This is a genomic window from Streptomyces parvulus, from assembly GCF_014648855.1.
GTDB lineage: Bacteria > Actinomycetota > Actinomycetes > Streptomycetales > Streptomycetaceae > Streptomyces > Streptomyces parvulus.
The window spans coordinates 1-22,708 of sequence record NZ_BMRX01000031.1 but is presented as its reverse complement, the minus strand read 5'-3'; the positions used below and the strand labels follow the sequence as shown (position 1 = coordinate 22,708).

The window sequence follows — 22,708 nt, the reverse complement described above, 5'->3', positions numbered from 1 at the left end:
ACCATGACCAACCTCGGCGTCGACGGCATCATCACCGACTACCCCCAAACCCTCACCCAACCCTGAGTCAGGGCCGGGTCGCCCGGTCCAGTTCGATCAGGACCGAGTGGTACGCGCGTCCCGTCGCCCGGTCCATACCGATCTCGCACATGCGGTTGGCGGAGAGGTGGGCGTCGTGGTCCCGCGCGGTGACCTCGGCGGCCTCCTTCACGGTCGCGGACGCGGTCAGCTCCTTGTGCAGCATGCCCCGGTCGCCGGCGAAGGCGCAGCACCCGGCGTCGTCCGGGACGACGACCTCGTCGGCGACCGCCTCGGCCACCTCGCGCAGCTGCTCCACGTCGCCGAGGTGCTGCATCGAGCAGGTGGGGTGCAGCACGGCCGAGCGGACCGTGCGCCGGACGGTCAGCGCGGGCAGGAGTTCCTCGGCGGCCCAGACGACGGAGTCGACCACCGTCAGGTGCCGGTGCAGTTCCCGGTTGGCCTCGGTGAGGTACGGGACGACCTCGTCCGCGATGCCCAGGGTGCAGGAGGAGGCGTCGACGACCAGCGGGAGCCGGCCGCCCTCCGTCCAGGCCCAGGCGGCCTCGACGACGCGGTTGGCCATCACGGCGTTGGCGTCCTCGTAGCCCTTGGAGTGCCAGATCGTCGAGCAGCAGGTGCCGGCGACGTCGTCGGGGATCCAGACCGGTTTCCCGGCGCGGGCGGAGACGTCGACCAGGGCCTGCTGGAGCGAGGGGGTGCCGTCGTCCCCGGGGCCGCCGAAGATGCGGTTGACGCAGGCCGGGTAGTAGACGGCCCGCGCGTCCTGCCTCGTGGTGCGGGGGACGGCGCGTGGGGCGGCGCCCGGGATCTCCGGCAGCCACTCGGGGACGAGGTCGGGGCGCACGGCCTTGCGGGCGAGGCCGGTGGCGGCGGTCAGCAGCCGGTCGGTGATCCGGTCCGCGGCGCCGACGGCGAGCCGCGCCGAGGCCTCGACGGTCCTGAACCGCCGCGCGGTGAGCGCGGCGATCCGCTCCTCGCGCGGGGAGTGCCGCCGGTGCCGGAAGTCCTTCATCATGGCGCCGGTGTCGATGCCGACGGGGCAGGCGATCCGGCACGTGGAGTCGCCCGCGCAGGTGTCGACGGCGTCGTAGCCGTAGGAGGCGAGGAGCTGTTCCTCGACCGGCGAGCCGTCGGGCTGGCGCATCATCTCCCGGCGCAGCACGATGCGCTGGCGCGGAGTGGTCGTCAGGTCGTGGCTGGGGCAGGTGGGTTCGCAGAATCCGCACTCGATGCAGGGGTCGGCGACCGCCTCGATCCCGGGGATGGTCTTGAGGCCGCGCAGATGTGCCGCGGGGTCCCGGTCGAGGACGATCCGGGGGGCCAGTACGCCGTCGGGGTCGACGAGCCGCTTGAGGCGCCACATCAGCGCGGTCGCCGCCAGGCCCCACTCCAGTTCGAGGAACGGGGCGATGTTGCGGCCGGTGGCGTGCTCCGCCTTCAGCGACCCGTCGAAGCGCTCGACGGTCATCCGGCAGAAGTCGTCCATGAAGGCGGCGTAGCGGTCGACGTCGGCCGGCCTGGCCGCGTCGAAGGCGAGCAGGAAGTGCAGGTTGCCGTGGGCGGCGTGGCCGGCGACGGCGGCGTCGAAGCCGTGGCGGGCCTGGAGGCGCAGCAGGTCCTCGCAGGCGTCGGCGAGCCGGGAGGGCGGGACGGCGAAGTCCTCCGTGATCAGCGTGGTGCCTGGGGGGCGGGAGCCGCCGACGGCGGTGACGAACGCCTTGCGGGCCTTCCAGTACCCCGAGATCACCTTGGCGTCCCGGGTGAACTCGTTGGTCACGGAGGCCACGGGGGCGACGAGTGTCAGCCGCTCCAGGACGCGGGCAGCCGCCCGTTCGCACTCCTCCTGGGCCGCCTCGTCCGGCGCCCGGAACTCGACCAGCAGCGCCGCGGTCTCCCGGGGCAGGCCGGCCCAGTCCGCGGGCACGCCCCGCACGCTCACCGAGGCGCGCAGGGTGTTGCCGTCCATCAGCTCGACGGCCAGGGCGCCGGCCTCGTTGAAGAGGGGGACGGCCGCCGCCGCGGCGGTCAGCGAGGGGAAGAAGAGCAGCCCGCTGGTGACCCTGCGGTCCAGCGGCAGGGTGTCGAAGACGACGTCGGAGATGAATCCGAAGGTGCCCTGCGAGCCGACCATCAGCCCGCGCAGGATCTCCACCGGTGTGGCGCCGTCCAGGAAGGCGTCGAGCCGGTAGCCGTTGGTGTTCTTGATCTCGTACTTGGCCCGGATGCGGGCGGTGAGGTCCGCGTCGGCCTCGATCTCCGCCTTGAGCGCCAGCAGGCCCGCGCACAGTTCCGGCTCGGCGCGGGCCAGTTCGCCGTCCGCGTCCGGGGCGGCGGTGTCGACGACGGTGCCGCTCGGCAGCACGAAGGTCAGCGAGGCGAGGGTGCGGTACGAGTTGCGGGTGGTGCCGGCGGTCATGCCGGAGGCGTTGTTGGCGACGACGCCGCCGACGGTGCAGGCGATGGCGCTGGCCGGGTCGGGGCCGAGCACCCTGCCGTACCGGGCGAGGGTGGCGTTGGCCCGCATGACCGTGGTGCCGGGACGGATGCGGGCCCGTGCACCGTCGTCCAGGACCTCGACGCCGGTGAAGTGGCGGCGGACGTCGACGAGGATGTCCTCGCCCTGGGCCTGGCCGTTCAGGCTGGTGCCGGCGGCGCGGAAGACGAGGTCGCGGCCGTGGGCACGGGCGTAGGCCATGACCGCGGCGACGTCCTCGGTGGTCTCGGGCAGCACGACGACCTGTGGGACGAACCGGTAGGGGCTGGCGTCGGAGGCGTACTTGACCAGGTCGGAGACCTTCCAGCGGACCTTCTCGGGGCCGAGCAGGGCGGTCAGCTCCGTACGGAGCCGTTCGGATGTCCCGGTGGCGCCGCGGTCGGGGACCCGGTCGGCCGCGGGGGTGCGGCCCGGTCCCGGGCGGAGGCTGTCCGGCTTGGGCTCCAGCAGGGGCATGACGTTCGTCTCCCACACGGTGTCGGTCGGTGCTGATCAGCGTACGACTGGGAACGGCCCGCGGGCCCCGGCGTGCGCCGGGGCCCGGGGGCGCGGAGGGGGGTCAGCCGGGCGTCCCGGGTCCGGGCAGGACGGCCACCACGTCGATCTCCACGAGGATGTCCATGAGGTCGGACCCGACGGTGGTGCGCACGGGGCAGGGCTCGTCGAAGAACTCGCGGTAGGCGGCGTCGTAGGCGGCGAAGTCCCGCTTCAGGTGCTGCAGGTGCGCGGTGACCTTCACGACGTCCCGCGGGGTCAGGCCCTCTTCGGCGAGGACCGCGCGGACGTTGCGGAGCACCTGCGCGGTCTGCGGGCCGACGCCCTCGGGCACCTCGCCGGTGGCGGGGTCCTGCGGGCCGAAGCCGGCCGTGAACAGCAGCCCGCCCGCCACCACGCCCTGGGAGTAGGCGCCGGCGGGGCGGGGCGCGCCGGTGGTGCGCACGGCTCGTTTTCCGGTGGGGGCGCTCATCCCGTGAGGTCTCCGTCCCGCTCGTTGACCCCGGCGTAGTGGCGGAGCTTGTCCTCGTCGACCCGCACGCCGAGCCCCGGACCGGACGGGACCCGCAGCCTGCCGTCCGCCAGGTGCAGCGGCTCGACGATGTCGTCCGCGTGGAGGTAGTACATGCTGTCGATGGCCCGGGAGAGGACCGGTGTGCTCGACACGACGGCCAGGTGCGCGGCGGTGGCGATGCCGAGTTCCCCGCCGCTGTGCAGGTTCATGCCGAGGCCGAAGGTCTCGCAGTGCGCGGCGAGCGCCTTGGTCGCGGCGATGCCGCCCCACTTGTAGACGTCACCGTGGATGACGTCCACGGCGTTCAGCCGCATGGCGGGCGCGAACTCCTCGAAGCGGACGACGCACATGTTGGTGCACAGCGGGATGCGGATCTTCGCCTTCACCTGGCTCATGCCCTCGATGCCGGCGCACGGGTCCTCCAGGTACTCCAGGTCCAGTTCCTCCAGCGCGATCCCGGCGCGTATCGAGTCGGGCACGGACCAGGCCGCGTTCGGGTCGACGCGCAGGTTCACCTCGGGCAGCGCCTCGCGGAGCGCGCGCAGGATGGCGACGTCGCCGGCGCAGTCCTTGGTGCCCTTGAGCTTGACCGCGTCGAAGCCGCCCTCGGCGACGACGCGGACGGTGTGCTCCGCCAGGGCCGCCGGCAGGTCGGCCGGCTCCGCGCCCGGGGCGTCGGCGCGGGTGACGAGCGCGGTGATCGGGACCTCGTCGCGGACCGGTCCGCCGAGCAGGTCGGTGACGGACTGGCCGGTGGCCTTGCCCATCGCGTCCCAGCAGGCGACGTCGACCGCGGCGAGCGCGGCGTAGCCGAGGTAGCCGTGGAAGAACGGCACCATGTGCTGCTTGCGGTGGAAGCCCTCCAGGGCGAACGGGCTGGTCCCGATCAGGTCGGGCGCCAGTCGCCGGACGATCGCGGCGACGGGCGCGCCCCACATCGTCTCGCCCCAGCCCTCGACGCCGTCGTCGGTGCGGATGCGGACGACGGTGCGGGTCTCTCCGGTCTTGGTCTCGAACGAGCTGGTGAAAGGGTTGACCAGGGGGAGGTTGACGACCCACACGTCCACGTCGGTGATCTTCATTGCTTCTCCTTGCTCCACATGCTTCATCGGGTGGGCCGGCTCGCGGTGTCGAACGCCCGGATCGCGTCGGCCAGGCCGCGCGCCCGGTCGTCCAGGAGCCGGGCGCCCAGGGCGGCGTCGGCGCCGGACGCGTCGTCGGTGGCGCCGTCGACCCGCTCCCACTCGCCGTGGCGTTCCACGGTCAGGCCGGGGTGCGGGGGGTTGTCGAACAGGGGCGGCGGATCCACGGGGGCACGGGCGGGCACGGGTGTGCGCACCAGCCGGGGGTGGGCGGCGAGCATCAGCGAGGTCTCGAACCAGCCGGCGTGCCCCGGCGTGACGTCCGGCCGCCCGGCCTCCTCGCCCGCGGTCAGGGTCCAGTACGAGCAGGCGGCGACGGTCACCCGGGCGCGCAGGGCGAACCGTTTCACGGCGAGCCGCATGATCTCGTCGTTGCCGCCGTGGCCGTTGACGACCATCACCCGGTGGTGGCCGCTGGTCACCAGCGAGTCGAGGACGTCGTCGAGGACCGCGCCCAGCGTGGCCGCGGACAGCGAGACGGCGGCGGCGAACAGGTGGTGGGGGCTGTGGCCGAAGGGCAGCGCCGGCAGCCGTACGACCTCGGGTGGCGCCTCCTCCCGGGCGAGGAGATCCAGCGCCCGGTCCACGGTCTCCTCCACGAGGAGGGTGTCGGTGCCCATGGGCAGGTGTCCGGCGTGCTGCTCCTGCGAGCCGATGGGCAGCAGGGCGATGCCCCGCTCACCGGCCCGGCGGACCTCGCGCCAGGTGAGTTCGGTCAGTCTCGATTGGCTCACGGTGCTACCTCTCCGAAACGGGGCCGTGGCAGAGTCGGCGCATGGTCCACAAAAGTTCTCCGTTGCGACTGGTCCCCGCGGCCGTGCCGCGACCGGCCGCCCCGGCGGCTCCGCGGCGGCTGGGCGCCGTCGAGCTGGTGCCCGGCCGGGTCAGGGCCGCCGTGCTGTCCGTCGCGGGCCGGGTCCTGGACCGCGCCGAGGCGTCGTACGACGCGGCCGGCGCGACGCCCGCGGACATCGACGCGGCGCTGGCGGGGGCGGCCGGTGTCTTCGCCGGGCACGACCTCCAGGGGATCGGCGTGGCCGCGGCGGGGCTGGTGGACCCCGGCGCGGGGCTGATCCTGGAGGTGAACGACGTGCCCGCCCTGCACGGCTATCCGGTGACGGAGCGGCTCGGCGCGCTCACCGGGGCCGGGGTGCGGGTGGAGCACCGGGCGCGGCTCCAGGTGCTCGGCGACCGCTGGTTCGGCGCGGGCCGCGGCCGGCGCACCTTCGCCTCGGTGTCGACGGGCGAGGTGCTCGGGGTGGGTGTCCTGTACGACGGCGAGGTGATGGCTCCGCCGGGCGGGCGCAGCGGCGCGCACATGACCGTGTCCGCCAGCGGCGAGCGCTGCACGTGCGGCGCCCGCGGCTGCTGGAAGACGGTGGCCACGACCGGCTGGCTGCGCGCCCGGGCGCGGGCGGCGGGCCTGCCGGCGGTGGGCCTGGACGCGCTGGTGGGCAGCGGGGACCCGCTCGCCGGGCAGGTGGTGGACGAGTACGCGCACAACCTCGCGCTGGGCCTGGTGAACGTGCAGCAGCTCTTCGCGCCGGGGCTGTTCATCCTGCACGGCGAGGCGCGCGAGGGCGGGGAGCGGTTCCGGACGGTGGTGGAGGAGCGGCTGCGCGAGGCGGTCGCCTTCACGGAGGCCGAGCAGCCGCGGGTGCTGGTCGGGACCGCGGCCGTCGACGACGTGGCGTTGCTCGGCGGGGCGGGTCTGGTGCTGTCGCACCTCTAGGGAGCGGGAGGTCATCGGTCCGCCCCGGCGGCCGGTGAGGCGGCCCGCTGTGCGGCGCGGCGTCCCTTGCGCGGGTCGAGGGCGGGTACGGCGTCGAGCAGCTGCCGGGTGTAGGGGTGCCGGGGTGCGCGTAGCACCTGCGTCGCCTCGCCCACCTCGACGAGGCGTCCCCCGCGCATCACCGCGACCCGGTCGGCGACCTGCGCGACGACGGCGAGGTTGTGGGAGACGAACACGTAGGTCAGCCCGAGCCGTCTCTGGAGGTCTGCCAGGAGGTCGAGGACGGTCGCCTGCACGGAGACGTCGAGCGCGCTGGTGGGTTCGTCCAGGACGAGCAGCCGGGGGCGCAGGGCCAGGGCCCGTGCGATCGACACGCGCTGGCGCTGTCCGCCGGAGAACTCGTGCGGATAGCGGTCCTGGATGCCGGCGTCCAGGCCGACCGCCTCCAGGAGTTCTCCGACGCGCTCGCGGTTGCGGGCCCGTGCGCGCCGTCCGCGTGCCTCGGGGTCGTGGGTGACGAGGGGTTCGGCGACGATGTCGCTGATGCGCATGCGCGGGTTCATGCTGGAGTGGGGGTCCTGGAGGACGACCTGCATCTGCCGTCGCACGGCGCGCAGTTCGGGCGCGGAGAGGGTGGTGAGGTCCCGTCCGTCGAAGCTCACGCTGCCGGCGGTGGGTTCCAGCAGGCGCAGCAGCAGCCGGGTCAGGGTGGTCTTGCCGCAGCCGGACTCCCCGACGAGGGCGAGGGTCTCGCCCTCGTGGACGTCGAGCGACACGTCGTCCACGGCGACGGTCGTCGCGCGGGTGCCGAACTCCTTGCGCAGGCCGTCGAGTCGCAGGAGGACGCGGTCGGCCTCGGGTGCGCCGGCGTCGGTTGCTTCCGTGGTCATGCCGCCTCCAGTCGCGGGGTGGCCGCCAGCAGCCGGCGGGTGTAGTCGTCGGCCGGGTGGTCGAAGACGTCGAGGACGCCGCCGCTCTCCACGACGCGGCCCTGGTTCATGACCACGACGCGGTCGGCGGTCTCGGCGACGACGGCGAGGTCGTGGGTGATGAGCACGACGGCCATGTCGTGCTTGTGCTGGAGGGTGACCAGCAGGTCGAGGATCTGGCGCTGGACGGTGACGTCCAGCGCGGTGGTCGGCTCGTCCGCGATGAGCAGGCGGGGCCGCGCGACCAGCGCCGTGGCGATCATCACCCGCTGCCGCAGTCCGCCGGAGAGTTCGTGCGGGTACTGCCGGTAGCGCAGCTCCGGGTCGGGGATGCCGACCTCGTCCAGGGCGGCGAGCGCCGCCTCCTTCGCCTGGGCGCGGGACACGCCGGTGTGGTGCCTGAGCACCTCGGCGACCTGGGCGCCGACCCGCTGGAGGGGGTCGAGGCAGGTCATGGGGTCCTGGAAGACCATGGCGATGTCGCGGCCGCGGACCCGTCCGAGTTCCTTCTCGGAGAGCTTCAGCAGATCGCGTCCGTCGAAGCGGATCTCGCCGCTCGGGTAGACGCAGGGCGGGCTGGGGTTGAGGCGCAGCACGGAGAGGGCGGTGGCGCTCTTGCCGCTGCCCGACTCCCCCACGACGGCGAGGGTCTCACCGGCGCGGACGTCGAGGGACACGTCCCGGACGGCGTGGACGACGGAGGTGTCCAGGCGGAAGTCGACGCTGAGGCCGTCGATCTCCAGCAGGGGCGGGGCGCCCTCCCGGTCCTCGTGGGGGCCGGGGGTCGGTCGGTCGAGGGTCATCGGCGGTAGGCCTTCGGGTCCGCGACGTCCCGGAGGGCGTCGCCGGTGATGTTGATGGCGAGGGAGGTGAACATCAGCGCGATGCCGGGGAAGACGGCGACCCACCAGGAGGTGCCCAGGTAGAGCTGGCCGTCGGAGAGCATGGCGCCCCAGGTGACCGTCTCCTTGGGCACGCCCAGGCCGAGGTAGCTGAGGGACGCCTCGGCGACGATGGCCGCGGCGACGTGCAGGGTGCCGATGGTGGCCAGCGGGGCCGTCACGTTGGGCAGCAGGTGGCGGCGCATGATGGTGACGTCGGTGACGCCGATCGCGCGGGCCTCGGTGACGAAGTCGCGGGTGCGCAGCGACATCACCTCGGAGCGCACCACCCGGGCGTAGGAGACCCAGCCCGTGAAGCCCAGCACCAGGATGACGTACCACAGGCCCGAGCCGAGGAAGCCGACGATGGCGAGGGCCAGCAGGAGCGACGGGAAGGCCAGTTGGACGTCGGCGAGCCGCATCAGGGCCCGGTCGGCCCAGCCGCCGAAGTAGCCGGCGGACAGTCCCACGACGGTGCCGACGACGCCGGCGAGGAGGGCGGCGCCGGCGCCGACGAGCAGGGAGACGCGGGAGCCGTAGACGACGCGGGAGAGCATGTCGCGGCCGAGCTGGTCGGTGCCGAGGAGGTGGGCGCCGCTGCCCCCGTCCTGCCAGGCGGGCGGACGCAGTCGGAGCAGGAGGTTCTGGGCGTTGGGGTCGTAGGGCGCCACCAGGGGCGCGAACAGGGCGGCGAACAGGAGCAGTGCGAGTACGGCCAGTGCGACGACGGCGAGCTTGTTGCGCAGCAGGGCCCGCAGCACGGCGGAGCCGGAGCCGCCCGCCGGCGTCTTGGCCGGGGTCCGGTCGGTGGCGGCCGGGGACATGACGGTCATCGTGACGTCCTCACCCTCGGGTCGAGGAAGCTGTAGGAGAGGTCGACGAGCAGGTTCACCACGACGAAGGTGGCGGCGAAGAACAGGACGGCGGCCTGGACGAGCGGGAAGTCGCGGTTGGAGATCGCCTCGACGGTGAGCTGGCCGACGCCGGGCCAGGAGAAGACGCGTTCGGTGAGGATCGCCCCGCCGAGCAGGTTGCCGACCTCCAGGCCGACGACGGTCACCACCGGCAGCGAGGCGTTGCGCAGTCCGTGCCGGAGTACGACCTGCACGGGGCCGAAGCCCTTGGCGCGGGCGCTGCGGATGTGGTCGGAGGAGAGCACGTCGATCAGGGAGGAGCGCAGCAGGCGGGCGACGACGGCGACGGAGTACACGGCGAGGGTGACGGCCGGCAGGACGAGGTTGGCGAGAGTGCCGTAGCCGGAGGCGGGCAGGGCGTGCAGCCAGACGGCGAAGACCAGGATGAGCAGGATGCCGACCCAGAAGGGCGGGGTGGACTGGCCCAGCAGGACGCCGGTCATCACCGTGCGGTCGGAGCCGCGCCCGCGGCGCATGGCGGCGAAGACTCCGGCCGGTACGGCGACGACGAGGGTCACCGCGAGGGCCGCGGCCGCGAGTTCGACGGTGGCGGGCAGCCGGTCGGCGAGGATCTCGCTCACGGGCTGGCCGTAGACGAGGGAGTCGCCGAAGTCGAGGCGGAGCAGTCCCCACAGGTAGTCGAGGTACTGCGCGAACAGGGGCTGGTCCAGGCCGAGGGAGGCGCGCAGCACGTTCTCCTGCTCGGCGGTGGCGTCGGGCGGCAGCAGGATCTTGACGGGGTCGCCGGAGAGCCGTACCAGGAAGAACGAGACGGTGGCCGTGCACAGCAGGACGAACAGGGCGGTGGCCAGGCGGCGGATGACGGTGCGCAGCAGTCCCGAGCGGTCCGGGCGGCGGGCCGGGGTGTCCGCGGGGGCGGGTGGCTTGTCGAGGGTGAGGGCGGTCATCGGGACACCTGCGCGCTCTCCATGGCGAGGACGCCGGCGGATCCGGGCGTCCAGCGGGGGCGGTCGTTGCGGGCGAAGATGTTGTCGATCTGGTAGAGGAAGACGAAGGGCGCCTCCTCGCGCATCAGCCGTTGCAGGTCGGAGAGGGCGCGTGCGCGCGCGGCGGGGTCCTCGGAGAGTTCCTCCAGGTCGATGAGGCGGTCGGCCTCCGCGGAGTGCCAGCGGCTCTGGCGCCGGTCGCTGCGCACGTTGGACTGGACGATGCTCGCGCCGTCCATCGTCCAGACGGTGCTGGCGGCGAGGTAGACCGGGCCGAGCGCGCCCCGGTTGTCGGAGGTGAGCCGTGCCGAGTAGGTGCCGGGGTCGAGCAGGTCGACGCGCGCGTCCACGCCGGCCTTGGCCAGCAGTCCCGCCAGTGCCTCGGCGACGTTGGCGTCGACGTTCGAGGCGGTGATCGCGGTGGAGAAGCCGTGCGGGTGGCCGGCCTCGGCGAGGAGCCGGCGCGCGGTGTCGACGGACCGGGTGAAGGGCTTGACGGAGGGGTCGAAGCCGAAGGCGCCGCGCGGCACGAGGGCGGGCGTCTCGGTGGCCTTGCCGCCGAGCACGGCCTTGATCAGCAGGGGTACGTCGATCGCGTGGTTGAGGGCCTGCCTGACGCGGCGGTCCTGGAGCGGGCCGCGTTCCAGCGTGTTCAGGGACAGGTAGGCGGTGCGGATGCCGGTGTGCCCGTCCAGTGACACACCGCCGTATCCCTCCAACTGCTGGGCGGCGTCCGGCGTGAGTCCGGCGACGAGGTCGACCCCTCCGCTCTGCAGGGCGGCCAGGGAGGAGGAGGCGTTGGGGGCGGGGCTGAAGACCAGGCCGTCGACGGCGGGCCGTCCGTTCCAGTGGCCGTCGTAGGCCCGCATGCGCAGCTCGTGGTCGCGCTGCCAGCTGACGTGGGTGAACGGGCCGGTGCCGACGGGGTGCTCGGCGAACTCGGCGTCGCCGGCCTCGGCGAGGTGGCGGGGCGGCACCACGACGCCGCCGAAGAGGGAGAGCTTGGCGGGCAGGATCGGGTCGTGCACGGTGGTGTGGATGTCCACGGTGAGCCGGTCGACCACGGTGACGCCCTTGACGAAGCGCAGTTCGACGATGGGTGACTTGGTGGCGGGGTCGAGCAGCCGCTCGATGCTGAAGGCGACGGCCCGCGCGTCGCACGTCTCGCCGTTGTGGAAGGTCACGCCGGGGCGGAGGGTGAAGCGCCAGGTGCGGGCGTCGGTGGCCTTCCAGGAGAGGGCGAGCCTGGGGTGCAGCCGGTTGTCCCGGCCGCGGGTGGTGAGCGTGTCGAACATGTTGATCAGGACGTTCATCGACACCATGTCGCCCTGCTTCTGCGGGTCCAGCGTCTTGGGGTCGCCCGGCTGGGAGACCCGCAGGACGTTGCCCGCCCGGTCCGCGGCGGCCGTCGTGCCGCAGGCGCTCAGGAGCGCCGGAGCGCCGAGTGCTCCGAGCAGCAGACCACCGGTCCGCAGGACGTGACGTCGGGTGGGACGGCTGCGGTCCATCGTGCGCCCCTGATCAATTCGTTCCATTGAACAACACCTCCGTTCCGTCAGATGGAATGCGGTTGGGTTAAGCTAAGCGACATGGTGAAAGCGGTCAACACCCGGTCGGTCGACCAGGAACTCGTGAAGGGCCCCGTCGACAAGGCGATGGAGGTACTCGACGCACTCGTGCAGCCCGGCGGCCCGCACCGGCTGGGCGAGATCGCGCGCCGCACGGGGCTGACCAAGCCCACCGTCCACCGGCACCTGCGGACGATGGCGGAGTACGGCTTCGCGGAACCGGCGGAGGGCGGCAGCTACCGTCCGGGCCCGCGCCTGCTGGGTCTGGCCGCGGCGGCCCTGCACGACAGCCGCGTCCTCGAACTCACCCGGCCGGTCCTGGCCGACCTGCGCCGGCGCACCGGGCACGTGGCGTTCTACGCGGTGCGGCACGCGGCCGACGCGGTCTACGTGGAACGGTCCGAGCCGGCCCGCGAGTACCGGATGAGCACGGCGCCGGGGCAGCGCTCCCCGCTCCACGCGTGCGGTGTCGGGCTCGCCATGCTCTCGGCGCTGCCCGCGCAGGCGGTGGAGGCGGTGCTGGACCCGCGCGGCCTGGAGCCCCGCACACCGGACACGCCGGCCGAGCCCGCCGCGGTGCGGACGGTGCTGGCGCAGGCGGCGCTCGACGGGTACGCCGTCGACGACGAGTACGAGGAGCCGGACGTGCGCTCGGTGGCGGCTCCCGTCCTGGACGCGGAGGGCGGGGTGGTGGGCGCGATCGGCGTCATGGGCCTGACCTTCACCATGGACGCCGAGAGCGTGCAGGTGTTCGGGCCGATGGTGCGGGCCGCGGCGCGCACGGTGTCGGCCGGCCTCGGCGCCCGCACCCCGGCGCTCGGCGTGGTGGACGGCGCCTCGCGGGGTGAGCGCCCGTGAGCACCCTGGCCGCACTGCTCGACGAGGGGCGCGCACGGCGGGTGTACTCCGGCGCCGCCTGGTCCGTGGGCGACGCGGACGGTCCGCTGGACCGCGGCCGGACCGGCACCCGCTCCTGGGACGGTCCCCCGCTGGACGGCGACGACCTGTGGGACCTCGCCTCGGTGACGAAGCCGGTCGCCGGGCTCGCGGTCATGGCCCTCGTCGAGCGCGGCGCACTCGGGCTCGACGCGACGATGGGCACGTATCTGCCGGAGTACCGCGGAGGTGACAAGGAGGCGGTGACGGTAAGTCAACTCCTGGCGCACACCTCGGGAATCCCCGGCCAGGTGCCGCTCTTCCGCGACCACCCCACCCGCGCCGCCCTGCTGGACGCGGTACGGCTGCTGCCGCCGACCGCAGCGCCGGGCACCCGGGTCCAGTACTCCTCGCAGGGCTTCATCGTCCTGGGCCTGATCGCCGAGGCGGCCACGGGACGGCCGCTGGACGAACTGGTGGCGGAGCTGGTGTGCGCCCCGGCCGGCCTGCGGGACACCGTGTTCCGGCCGGACGCCGGGCGCCGGGAGCGGGCGGTCGCCACCGAGGACTGTCCCTGGCGCGGCCGCACGGTCGTGGGCGAGGTCCACGACGAGAACGCGGTGGTGCTCGGCGGTGTCGGCGGGCACGCGGGCCTGTTCTCGACGCTGGCCGACATGGAGCGGCTCGGCATCGCGCTCGCCGGCGGCGGCCGGGGCCTCCTCGCCCCGGACACCTTCGCCCGGATGACGGCGCCGCACACGGACCACCTGGCGCTGCGGCGCGCCCTCGCCTGGCAGGGCCGCGACCCGGTCGGCTCCCCCGCCGGGGACGTCTTCGGCCCCGACTCGTACGGCCACACGGGATTCACCGGCACCAGCCTCTGGGTCGACCCGGCGACGGGTCGCTACGCCGTGCTGCTCACCAACCGCGTGCACCCGACGAGGGCCGGGGACGGGATCGTGGCCCTGCGCCGGGCGTTCCACGACGCGGCCGCCCGCCTGCCCCGCGATGGCGCGCGACCGGCGGCGCCGTGTGGAATGGCGGGATGAACTGTCCCGACACCGACACCGACACCGACGCCGGCCACGGCGCCGACCCCGCCCCTCCCCCGGGCGCCGAGCGCCCCGAACGCGCCCGTCCCACCCCGCACGGACTCATCGGCGTCGGCCTCGCCGTCGTCGATCCCGCCGGGCGGGTCCTGCTCGGCCTGGGTCACGACGGCCGCTGGGAACTGCCCGGTGGCAAGGTGGACCCGGGCGAGGACTTCGAGACGGCCGCCGCCCGCGAGTTGGCGGAGGAGACCGGGCTCATGGTGGCCGCCGGGGACGTGCGAATCCTCGCCGTCCTGGTCCACGGGCCGGCCGGGCTGACCCGGGTGACGGCGGCGGCCGTCACCGAGCGGGCCTCGGGCACGGCCCGGGTCACCGAACCCGACAAGATCGAACGCTGGGAGTGGTTCCCCCGGGACGCGGTCCCGTCCGCGCTCTTCCCGCCGTCGGCCTCGGTCCTGAACTGCCTGTGGCCCGGCGAGGAGCGACGGGGCGCTCCGGAGATCCGGCGCTACGGGGTCACCGCGGCGGGCGCGTCCGGGCCGGGCGCCTGCGCGTAACCGCCCACGGACGTCGCGAAGTTCACCGCCGACATTGACATGGACGCATCCCGACGCAACTCTGAGAGCGCTCTCAGAATCGGTACGGACCAATTCCCCCACACCCGCACGGAGGTGGAGAGTGCTTTCGAGACTCAGACGCCGTCTGCTCGCCGTGGCCACGGCAGCGGGCCTGGCCGGCACCCTGCTCACGTTCGGCGCCTCACCCCCCGCGGACGCCGCCGGCTCCGCGGTGCCCGCCACCATCCCCCTGAAGATCACCAACAACTCCAGCCGCGGCGAGGCCGTGCACATCTACAACCTCGGCACCTCCCTGACGACCGGTCAGCAGGGCTGGGCCGACGCCAACGGCACCTTCCACGCCTGGCCGGCCGGCGGCAACCCGCCCACCCCGGCGCCGGACGCCTCCATCCCGGGGCCGGCCGCCGGGCAGACCAAGACGATCCGGATCCCCAAGCTGTCGGGGCGCATCTACTTCTCCTACGGCCAGAAGCTCGACTTCCGGCTGACCACGGGCGGTCTGGTGCAGCCGGCGGTGCAGAACCCGAGCGACCCGAACCGCAACATCCTCTTCAACTGGTCCGAGTACACGCTCAACGACGCCGGTATCTGGCTGAACAGCACCCAGGTCGACATGTTCTCGGCGCCGTACACCGTCGGCGTCCAGCGCGGCGACGGGAGCGTGATCAGCGCCGGGAAGCTCAAGGCCGGCGGCTACAACGCGGTGTTCAACGCGCTGCGGGCGCAGTCCGGCTGGGGCGGCCTGATCCAGACCCGGCCCGACGGCACCGTGCTGCGGGCGCTGTCGCCGCTGTACGGGCTGGAGACCGGGGCGCTGCCCGCGTCCGTGCTGAACGACTACATCAACCGGGTATGGCAGAAGTACGCGACGAGCACGCTGACCGTCACGCCGTTCGGCGACCAGCCGAACACCAAGTACTTCGGGCGCGTCTCCGGCAACGTCATGAACTTCACCAACGGCTCCGGCGCGGTCGTCACGAGCTTCCAGAAGCCGGACGCCTCCAGCGTCTTCGGCTGCCACCGGCTCCTGGACGCGCCCAACGACCTGGTGCGCGGGCCGATCTCGCGCACGCTGTGCGCCGGCTTCAACCGGTCGACGCTGCTGAGCAACCCCAACCAGCCCGATCCCTCGGCGGCGAACTTCTACAAGGACTCCGTGACCAACCACTACGCCCGGATCATCCACGACCGGATGGCCGACGGGAAGGCGTACGCCTTCGCCTTCGACGACGTGGGCAACCACGAGTCGCTGGTGCACGACGGCAATCCGGCCCAGGCCCAGCTCACCCTGGACCCGCTCAACTGACCGGCCCGGCCACGGCATTGGTCCGCCCCCGTTCCGCGCTCGTGCGCGGGACGGGGGCGGACGCGGTCAGGCTCCGGGCAGTACGCCGGTGCGCGCGACCTCGGAGTACCAGCGGGCGCTGGCCTTCGGGATGCGGGTGCCGGTCGGGTAGTCGACGTAGACCGCGCCGAAGCGCTTGCTGTAGCCGTGCGCCCACTCGAAGTTGTCCAGCAGCGACCACAGGAAGTACCCGCGCACGTCCGAGCCGTCCAGGATCGCCTGGTGCACGGCGGCCAGGTGGTCGCGCACGTAGGCGATCCGGGCGGGGTCGTTCACCTGGCCCGCGGGGTCGGCGTAGTCGTCGAAGGCCGCTCCGTTCTCGGTGATGACCAGGGGCAGCGCCGGGAAGTCCGCGGAAAGCCGGCGCAGCAGGTCGTACAGGCCCGAGGGGTCGACGGCCCAGCCCATCGCGGTCCGCTCCCCCGGCGGCTGGTGGAACGCGACCCGGTCGGCGCCGGGCCAGGGGCTGTGGGAGCTGTTGCCGTGCCCGTCCGAGGTGTGCGTGCCGCTGCCGCCGGTCTCGGAGACGACGGTGGGCGTGTAGTAGTTGACGCCGAGGAAGTCCAGCGGCTGGTGGATGCGGCGCAGGTCGCCGTCCTGGACGAAGGCCCAGTCGGTCAGTGCGGCGGTGTCCTTGAGCAGGTCCTCCGGGTAGGCGCCCGACAGCATCGGGCCGGTGAAGACGCGGTTGGCGAGCGCGTCGATGCGGCGCGCGGCGTCGGCGTCCCCCTCTCCGCCGGTGAGCGGACGGACGTGGTGGACGTTGAGCGTGACCGAGCAGCGGGCGTCGGCGCGGACGCGGTCGCGGAGCGCCTGGAGGGCCAGGCCGTGCCCCAGGTTGAGGTGGTGGGCGGCGCGCAGGGCGGCCACCGGCTCGGTGCGGCCGGGGGCGTGCACACCGGAGCCGTACCCCAGGAAGGCGCTGCACCAGGGCTCGTTGAGCGTGGTCCAGGTCTTCACCCGGTCGCCGAGGGCGTCCGCCGCGAGCGCCGCGTACTCGGCGAACCGCTCGGCCGTGGCCCGCTCGGGCCAGCCGCCCGCGTCCTCCAGCTCCTGCGGCAGGTCCCAGTGGTACAGGGTGGCGACGGGCTCGATGCCCTTCTCCAGGAGGCCGTCGACGAGGCGACGGTAGAAGTCCAGGCCCTTCTGCACGGCGGGGCCGCGCCCCGTGGGCTGGATCCGGGGCCAGGCGAGCGAGAACCGGTAGGCACCCAGGCCGAGTTCGGCCATCAGCGCGACGTCCTCGGCGCTGCGGTGGTAGTGGTCGGTGGCGACGTCACCGGTGTCGCCGTTGCGGACGCGGCCGGGGGTGCGGGCGTAGGTGTCCCAGATGGACGGAGTGCGGCCGTCCTCCGCGGCGGCCCCCTCCACCTGGTACGAGGCGGTCGCGGAACCCCAGAGGAAGCCCTTGGGGAAGGTACGGGAGGTGTCCGGGGCGGAGGCGGTCCGGTGTGCTGCGGTGACCACGTAAGTCCTTTCTGGATGGGGATGTTCGCGGGGCGGCGGGTCAGCCCTTGACCGCGCCCGCCATGATGCCGCTGACGATCTGGCGGCCGAAGACGATGAACATGACCAGCAGCGGCAGGGTGCCGAGCAGCGCGCCGGCCATGATGAGCGACTGGTCGCGGACGTAGCCGGCGCTGAGCTGGGTGAGCGCGACGGGCACCGTCGGGTTGGTCATGTCGAGGACCACGAACGGCCAGAAGAAGTCGTTCCACGCGTGCACGAACGTGATCATGAACAGGACCGCCATCGCCGGCCGGGCGACCGGCAGCACGATGCTCCAGAAGATCCGCAGCGAGTGCGCCCCGTCCACGCGCCCGGCCTCGACGAGTTCGTCCGGCAGCGCCTCCGAGAGGTACTGCCGCATGAAGAAGACGCCGACCGCGCTCACCAGGGTCGGGAAGATCACCGCGGGCAGCTGCTGCGACCAGCCCAGCTCCGCCATCATCATGAACAGCGGTACGACGCCGAGCTGCGGCGGGACCAGCATGGTGCCGATCACCAGCATGAGCAGGGCGTTGCGCCCCTTGAACCGTAGTTTGGCGAAGGCGAACCCGGCGAGGGTCGCGAACATGACCGTGGACAGGGCGATCACCCCGGCCACGATCAGGCTGTTGACCATCGCCTTGCCCATCGCCGCCTCGTCCCAGGCCCGGGCGAGGTTGCTGAACAGGTTCGGGCCGGGCAGGAACGGCGGGGGCGTCTGGCTGACGCGGGTGTTGTCGGTGGAGGCGGCGACCATCGTCCAGTACAGCGGGAAGATCGACAGCACCGCCATGACGGCGAGCAGGACGTAGGCGAGGGGCCCGGCGTGGTGCTGGCGGCCCGCCCGCTGGCGCAGCAGCCGGCGCCCGCCGGGGCGGCCCGTCCGGGCGGGCGGGGTGCGGTCCGGGCGCTCCGCCCGGACCGGGAGACTCTGTGTGGTCATGGCGACTCCAGGTCAGGACGTGCGGGAGCGCAGGCGCCTGATCAGGCGCTGTGCGACGAAGACGAGGACCAGCAGCACGAACATCGCCCAGGCGACGGTCGCCGAGCGGCCCATCTGGTAGTTCTTCCAGCCCTCCTCGTACAGCAGCAGGCCCAGCGTCTGGTACTGGTTGTCCGCGCCGCCGGTGACCCCGTTGGGGCCCTGGCCGAAGATCAGCGGTTCGCCGAAGAGCTGGGTGGCGCCGATCGTGGAGAGCACGATGGTGAAGACGATGGTGGAGCGGATCCCCGGCACGGTGACGTGGGTGAACTGCTGCCAGCGGGAGGCCCCGTCGAGCGAGGCCGCCTCGTACCGGTCGGCGGGTATGGCCTGCATGGCGGCCAGGTAGAGCAGCGCGTTGTAGCCGGTCCAGCGCCAGATCACGATGGTGGAGATCGCGACCTGGGCGGGCCACTTGTCGGCCTCCCAGTCCACCGGGTCGATCCCGACCGAACCCAGCGCCCAGTTGATCATGCCGAAGTCGCGCTCGAAGATCATGGTGAAGACGAGGGCGGCCGCCGCGACCGAGGTGGCGTAGGGGACGAGCGAGGCGACCCGGAAGAACAGCGAGGCGCGCATCCGGTAGTTGAGCAGGTGCGCCATGCCGAGCGCCATGAGGAGCTGCGGCACCGTGGAGATGACGCCGATGGTGATGGTGTTCTGGAGCGCGTTCCAGAACCTGGAATCGCCCCACAGCTCCACGTAGTTGTCGAACGCCACCCACTCCATCACGTCGAGGGTGGCCAGTTCCACGTCGTGCAGCGAGATCCACGAGGTGTAGATCAGGGGGTAGAAGCTGAACGCGGCGAAGATCACGAAGAACGGCGCGACGAAGACGTACGGGGCGCCCTTGATGTCCAGCCGGTGCAGGAGCGCGCCGCGCCGTGCCGGGGCCTTGGTGGTGGAGGTGGTGGCCACCGGGATTCCTTCCTGGGTTCGGATGTGGGTGACCCTGCGCCGGGCCCGCGCGTGAGGTGCGGGCCCGGCGGCCGTGGGACGCGGGTCAGCCGACCGCCTTCTCGATGCGCTCCGCGGTGGTCTTCCACGCCTCGTCGCGGCCGGTTCCCTGCTGCTCGATCAGGGTGAGGCCCTGGGAGAAGGTGTCCTTGATCGTGCCGTCCTTGCGGCCGAGGACCTGCTTGTCCGGGATCTCCTGGGCGGCGGCGCCGAAGATCTGCCCGATCGGGGCGTCGCTGAAGTAGGCGGACTCGGCGTTCTTCACGTCGGGGCTCTCCAGCGCGGTGCGCGAGGACGGGATGTTGCCGATCTCCTTGAAGATGTGGGCCTGCTGCTCGGGCGCCGTCAGCCAGGCGACGAGCTTCTGCGCCTCCTCCTTCACCGGGCTCTGCTCGACCACGCCGAGGAAGGATCCGCCCCAGTTGGCGCCCTTGGGGGCCTTGGCGACGTCCCACTTGCCCTTGTTCGCCGCGCCGGCCTTCTCGCTGATGTGGCTGAGCATCCACGCGGGGCAGACGGCGGTGGCGAAGGTGCCGTTGGCCAGGCCCGGGTCCCAGCCCGGCTGGAACTGCCGCAGCTTGGCCGTCAGGCCGTCCTCCGCCGCGTCGGCGGCCAGGCCCCACGCCTCCTTGACGGCGGGGTTGGTGTCGTAGATCAGCTCGCCCTGCTCGTCGTAGTACTGCTCGGGGTAGCCGTAGACCATGGCGTTGAACAAGCCGCTGGCCGCGTCCATGTAGGCGACGTCGTCACCCTTGAAGCCCTTCTTGAAGGTGCGGCCGACCTCGACGTACTTCTTCCAGTCGCCCTCCCACAGCTTCGCCACCTCCGCGCGGTCGGTGGGCAGGCCCGCCTGCTCGAAGTAGTCCTTGCGGTAGCAGACGGCCATCGGGCCGATGTCCGTGCCCAGGCCCAGGACCTTGCCGTCCCCGGTGCTGATCTGGGACTCCTTCCACGGCAGGAAGTGGTCCGTGCCCGGCGTCCCGGAGAAGTCCGCGAACTTGTCCGCCTGGGTCTCGGTGATCTCCTTGGCCCGGCCGATCTCGATGCCCTGGATGTCCTTCAGGCCCTTGCCGGCCGCGAGCCTGGTCTGGAGGGCGGTGTAGTACGTCTGCTCGTCGCCGGCGATCTCGGCCTTGATCTCGACGTCCGGGTTCTCCTTCTCGTACCGCTCCAGGAGGCCCGTCTCCTTGATGCCCATCACCCCGTACAGGCCCATGGTGATGACGGTCTTGCCGTCCTTCTCACCGCCACCGGTGACGGAGTCGTCGCCGCTGCTGCATCCGACGACGAGCGTCAGTGCGCCGACGGCCGCGACGGACGCCACCACCTTCCCGCGCAACGAACCGAGAGTGCCCATGGATCTCCTCCTAGCGACGGCCCAGACAAGGGTGGGAACGTGCCCAAATGAAGGTGGGCACGTTCCCACCGGCGCAACGAAGACTCGTGGGAGCGAGCCCATCTGTCAATGACTTGTAAACAACTGGTTTCTCCGGACGGATCCGAGAGCCCGCCTCCCGAGCACGGGGGGTGCGTCGGCGGCGGCCGCGTCTGCAAGAATTGCCGCAGGTCACCTCCGCGGCAGGCACGTCCGCCGCGGCCGGCGAGGGGGGAGTGCATGAGCGGCAACCGCCGTCCCACGATCAAAACGGTCGCGGCCCGCGCCGGCGTGGGCCGCACCACCGTCTCCCGCGTCGTCAACGGCTCGGAGCTGGTCAGCGCGGACGCCCGCGCCAGGGTCCTCGCGGCGATCAAGGAACTCAACTACGTCCCGAACTCGGTGGCCCGCGGGCTGGTCACCAACCGCACGGACGCCGTGGCCCTGGTGATCCCGGAGTCGGAGAGCAGGCTCGGCTCGGAGCCCTTCTTCGCGGCGCTGATCCGCGGTGTCAGCGGGGCCCTCGCCGAGAGCCGGACCCAGCTCCAGCTGATGCTCGTCCGCGACCAGGCCGAACGGGACCAGCTGACCGAGTCGGTGGCGGCCCGCCGGGTCGACGGCGTCCTGCTGGTCTCGGTGCACTCCGAGGACCGGCTGCCCGGCCTGCTGGAGGAGATGGGCCTGCCCACGGTGCTGGCCGGGCGCCGCGACGCGGGCGAGCGCCTGAGCTACGTCAACGCGGACAACGCGGGCGGTGCCGCCGCGGCCGTACGGCACCTGCTGGACGGCGGGCGTGAGCGCGTCGCGACCGTCACCGGGCCGCTGGACATGGACGTGGGCCGCAGCCGGCTCGCGGGCTGGCGGGACGCGCACCGCGAGGCGGGGGTGCCGGCCGCGGAACTCCTGGTGGAGGCAGGCGACTTCACGGAGGAGGGCGGAGCGCGGGCGATGCGTTCGCTACTTGAACGCGCCCCGGATCTGGACGCCGTCTTCGCGGCCTCCGACCTCATGGCGGTCGGCGCCCTGGCCGAACTGCGCCGGCACGGACGCCGGGTGCCCGACGACGTCGCCGTCGTCGGCTTCGAGGACTCCGTCCTCGCCCGGCACACGGACCCCCCGCTGACGACGGTGCGCCAGCCGGTGGAGGAGCTGGGCCGCACCATGGCCCGCATCCTGACGGACATCACCCGGCACGGGGCGCCGCGCCAGCAGCTGACGCTCCCCACGGAGCTGGTGGTCCGGGAGTCGTCGTAGGGCGGGGCGCTCAGACGGCGGGAGTGCAGGCCTCGGCGATGGAGAGGCTGTTCTCGTAGAGGTGGTGCCGGGTGATCCGGCCGTCCTCCACGGTGAGGCGGAGGGCGAAGGGGCCCTCGAAGCGGCGGCCCGTCGCCCGCACGGTGCCCGACACGCGGCCCATGAGGACGGCGTCCGCGCCGTCGACCAGGAAGGTGTCGACCGAGGCCCGCGCGTCCTCGGGAACGGTGTGCTCCATCAGTTCGGTGAACTGGGCGGCGCACTCCGCGCCCGTCCCGCGCGGGCGGATCCACGGGACGGCGGGGTTCTCCGCGAGCAGCCAGTCCACCTCGTCGGCGAACAGCTCGGTCAGCCGTCCGGTGTCACCCGCCATCCGGGCGGCGAGGAACTCGCCCACGACGGCCCTGGTGGCCTCGGCGGTCTGCTCTCCCGTGGCCGCGGTGCGCTGGTCCGGCATCGTGTTCTCCTCAGGCCGACTGGTGCGGCCTCGCGGGCCGACTGGTCCGGCGGGGTCTCCCGCCGGTGTCCCCGATCCTGTCGGACCGGGCGGAGCCGGGTCGATTACCCCCGGGGTAATGGGTCGGGCCACCGGCGGCGAGGATCCCGGGGGGGGGTGAGCAGGACTGGGCCGGTCGGCCTACAGGGAGCGTTGCCCGCCGGGGCCGTCCGTCGTTGGGGCGGACATGATCAAGAAGCTCGCCTGTGTCTCCGTCCTGGCCGCCGCCCTCCTGGTGTCCGCCCCCCTCGCCCATTCCGCGCCCGCGCCCGGTCCGTCCGGCGGGGTCCCCGGTGCTCCGCTGCTGAACGGGCTGCTCGGTTCCCTGGAGGTGGGGCACCCGGCCACCTCCCCGCAGTCCCTGGTGCCCGGGGGTGTCCTCGGCAGGTGAGGTGACGGCGGTCCGGAAGGGGAGCGATTGAGCGTGTTCGCTCCCCTTCCGGCGTGGTTGGGGGGTTCGCCGCCGCGCTCCACCGGCCGATCCCGGCGATGCCAGACGTCGGCCGGGTTCCCGTAACCGCGCTCGGCCAGCCTCCAAGGAGTCATCCAACGCGGGAGGTTGCAGTGAAGCATGCGAGCAAGAGGCACGCGGGTGCCGTCGTGGCCGTGCTGAGCGGTCTGGTCCTGGCCCTGACGACGACCACCGC

The 22,708-nt window shown here is 72.8% G+C and carries 21 protein-coding genes; 7 read left to right on the top strand and 14 right to left on the bottom strand.

Annotated features, from left to right (window positions below; genetic code table 11):
- Window positions 1-67: 67 nt before the first annotated feature.
- The 4 genes from IE108_RS34265 to IE108_RS34250 form a co-directional block, all read right to left on the bottom strand.
- Entirely contained in the window at window positions 68-2,992 is a 2,925-nt protein-coding gene (locus IE108_RS34265; protein WP_064731600.1) for an FAD-binding and (Fe-S)-binding domain-containing protein, read from the bottom strand.
- A 103-nt stretch (window positions 2,993-3,095) separates the two neighbouring features.
- Entirely contained in the window at window positions 3,096-3,503 is a 408-nt protein-coding gene (locus tag IE108_RS34260; protein ID WP_064726050.1) for a RidA family protein, read from the bottom strand.
- Window positions 3,500-4,627 carry a mandelate racemase/muconate lactonizing enzyme family protein gene (locus tag IE108_RS34255; RefSeq protein ID WP_064726051.1) on the bottom strand — a complete coding sequence of 376 codons (1,128 nt, stop codon included), beginning with the start codon at window positions 4,625-4,627 and terminating at the stop codon, window positions 3,500-3,502. Before IE108_RS34255 ends, IE108_RS34260 begins: the two co-directional genes overlap by 4 nt.
- Before the next feature lie 23 nt (window positions 4,628-4,650).
- A complete protein-coding gene (locus IE108_RS34250) occupies window positions 4,651-5,421 on the bottom strand; it encodes a creatininase family protein (RefSeq protein WP_064726052.1) in 771 nt (256 codons plus the stop codon).
- A 62-nt stretch (window positions 5,422-5,483) separates the two neighbouring features.
- Here IE108_RS34250 and IE108_RS34245 point away from each other — a divergent pair, with 62 nt between their 5' ends.
- Window positions 5,484-6,419, top strand: a complete 936-nt coding sequence (locus IE108_RS34245) for an ROK family protein (RefSeq protein ID WP_064726053.1) — start codon at window positions 5,484-5,486, stop codon at window positions 6,417-6,419.
- 11 nt (window positions 6,420-6,430) lie between these two features.
- Here IE108_RS34245 and IE108_RS34240 read toward each other — a convergent pair whose 3' ends face one another.
- Genes IE108_RS34240 through IE108_RS34220 form a run of 5 tightly spaced genes read right to left on the bottom strand, consistent with a single transcriptional unit; the run spans window position 6,431 to window position 11,625 of the window.
- A complete protein-coding gene (locus IE108_RS34240) occupies window positions 6,431-7,309 on the bottom strand; it encodes an ATP-binding cassette domain-containing protein (RefSeq protein ID WP_064726054.1) in 879 nt (292 codons plus the stop codon).
- Window positions 7,306-8,151, bottom strand: coding sequence for an ATP-binding cassette domain-containing protein (locus IE108_RS34235; protein ID WP_064726055.1), 846 nt, complete (start codon window positions 8,149-8,151; stop codon window positions 7,306-7,308). The genes IE108_RS34240 and IE108_RS34235 overlap by 4 nt, the downstream gene beginning before the upstream one ends.
- Window positions 8,148-9,062: an ABC transporter permease gene (locus IE108_RS34230; RefSeq protein ID WP_064726056.1), complete on the bottom strand. Its 915-nt coding sequence runs from the start codon at window positions 9,060-9,062 to the stop codon at window positions 8,148-8,150. Before IE108_RS34230 ends, IE108_RS34235 begins: the two co-directional genes overlap by 4 nt.
- Window positions 9,059-10,051 (bottom strand): ABC transporter permease, encoded by a 993-nt coding sequence (locus IE108_RS34225; RefSeq protein ID WP_064726057.1) that lies wholly within the window; start codon window positions 10,049-10,051, stop codon window positions 9,059-9,061. The genes IE108_RS34230 and IE108_RS34225 overlap by 4 nt, the downstream gene beginning before the upstream one ends.
- Window positions 10,048-11,625 carry an ABC transporter substrate-binding protein gene (locus IE108_RS34220; protein WP_064726058.1) on the bottom strand — a complete coding sequence of 526 codons (1,578 nt, stop codon included), beginning with the start codon at window positions 11,623-11,625 and terminating at the stop codon, window positions 10,048-10,050. Before IE108_RS34220 ends, IE108_RS34225 begins: the two co-directional genes overlap by 4 nt.
- Window positions 11,626-11,679: 54 nt before the next feature.
- Here IE108_RS34220 and IE108_RS34215 point away from each other — a divergent pair, with 54 nt between their 5' ends.
- From IE108_RS34215 to IE108_RS34200, 4 genes are all read left to right on the top strand, one after another.
- On the top strand, window positions 11,680-12,516 hold the full coding sequence (locus IE108_RS34215; protein WP_064726059.1) for an IclR family transcriptional regulator: 837 nt from the start codon (window positions 11,680-11,682) through the stop codon (window positions 12,514-12,516).
- On the top strand, window positions 12,513-13,583 hold the full coding sequence (locus tag IE108_RS34210) for a serine hydrolase domain-containing protein (RefSeq protein WP_064726060.1): 1,071 nt from the start codon (window positions 12,513-12,515) through the stop codon (window positions 13,581-13,583). Before IE108_RS34215 ends, IE108_RS34210 begins: the two co-directional genes overlap by 4 nt.
- Complete coding sequence (locus tag IE108_RS34205; protein WP_064726061.1) at window positions 13,580-14,143, top strand: nucleotide triphosphate diphosphatase NUDT15; 564 nt, start codon at window positions 13,580-13,582, stop codon at window positions 14,141-14,143. Before IE108_RS34210 ends, IE108_RS34205 begins: the two co-directional genes overlap by 4 nt.
- A gap of 121 nt (window positions 14,144-14,264) precedes the next feature.
- Complete coding sequence (locus tag IE108_RS34200) at window positions 14,265-15,470, top strand: glycoside hydrolase family 64 protein (protein ID WP_064726062.1); 1,206 nt, start codon at window positions 14,265-14,267, stop codon at window positions 15,468-15,470.
- A gap of 66 nt (window positions 15,471-15,536) precedes the next feature.
- Here the strand turns inward: IE108_RS34200 and IE108_RS34195 are convergent, their stop codons facing one another.
- From IE108_RS34195 to IE108_RS34180, 4 genes are all read right to left on the bottom strand, one after another.
- Window positions 15,537-16,976 (bottom strand): GH1 family beta-glucosidase, encoded by a 1,440-nt coding sequence (locus tag IE108_RS34195; RefSeq protein WP_064726063.1) that lies wholly within the window; start codon window positions 16,974-16,976, stop codon window positions 15,537-15,539.
- A 40-nt stretch (window positions 16,977-17,016) separates the two neighbouring features.
- Complete coding sequence (locus IE108_RS34190) at window positions 17,017-17,940, bottom strand: carbohydrate ABC transporter permease (RefSeq protein WP_064726064.1); 924 nt, start codon at window positions 17,938-17,940, stop codon at window positions 17,017-17,019.
- A gap of 12 nt (window positions 17,941-17,952) precedes the next feature.
- Window positions 17,953-18,897, bottom strand: a complete 945-nt coding sequence (locus IE108_RS34185; RefSeq protein ID WP_229852712.1) for a carbohydrate ABC transporter permease — start codon at window positions 18,895-18,897, stop codon at window positions 17,953-17,955.
- Between the two features lie 85 nt (window positions 18,898-18,982).
- The gene (locus IE108_RS34180) at window positions 18,983-20,293 is read right to left on the bottom strand and encodes an ABC transporter substrate-binding protein (protein WP_064726066.1); all 1,311 of its coding nucleotides are present in this window, start codon (window positions 20,291-20,293) and stop codon (window positions 18,983-18,985) included.
- A 258-nt stretch (window positions 20,294-20,551) separates the two neighbouring features.
- Here IE108_RS34180 and IE108_RS34175 point away from each other — a divergent pair, with 258 nt between their 5' ends.
- On the top strand, window positions 20,552-21,565 hold the full coding sequence (locus IE108_RS34175) for a LacI family DNA-binding transcriptional regulator (protein WP_064726067.1): 1,014 nt from the start codon (window positions 20,552-20,554) through the stop codon (window positions 21,563-21,565).
- 10 nt (window positions 21,566-21,575) lie between these two features.
- Here IE108_RS34175 and IE108_RS34170 read toward each other — a convergent pair whose 3' ends face one another.
- Window positions 21,576-22,022: a nuclear transport factor 2 family protein gene (locus tag IE108_RS34170; protein ID WP_064726068.1), complete on the bottom strand. Its 447-nt coding sequence runs from the start codon at window positions 22,020-22,022 to the stop codon at window positions 21,576-21,578.
- Window positions 22,023-22,248: 226 nt separating this feature from the next.
- On the opposite strand from IE108_RS34170, the gene IE108_RS34165 reads away from it, so the two are divergent.
- A complete protein-coding gene (locus IE108_RS34165; protein ID WP_064726069.1) occupies window positions 22,249-22,452 on the top strand; it encodes a hypothetical protein in 204 nt (67 codons plus the stop codon).
- The last annotated feature ends 256 nt before the right edge of the window (window positions 22,453-22,708 follow it).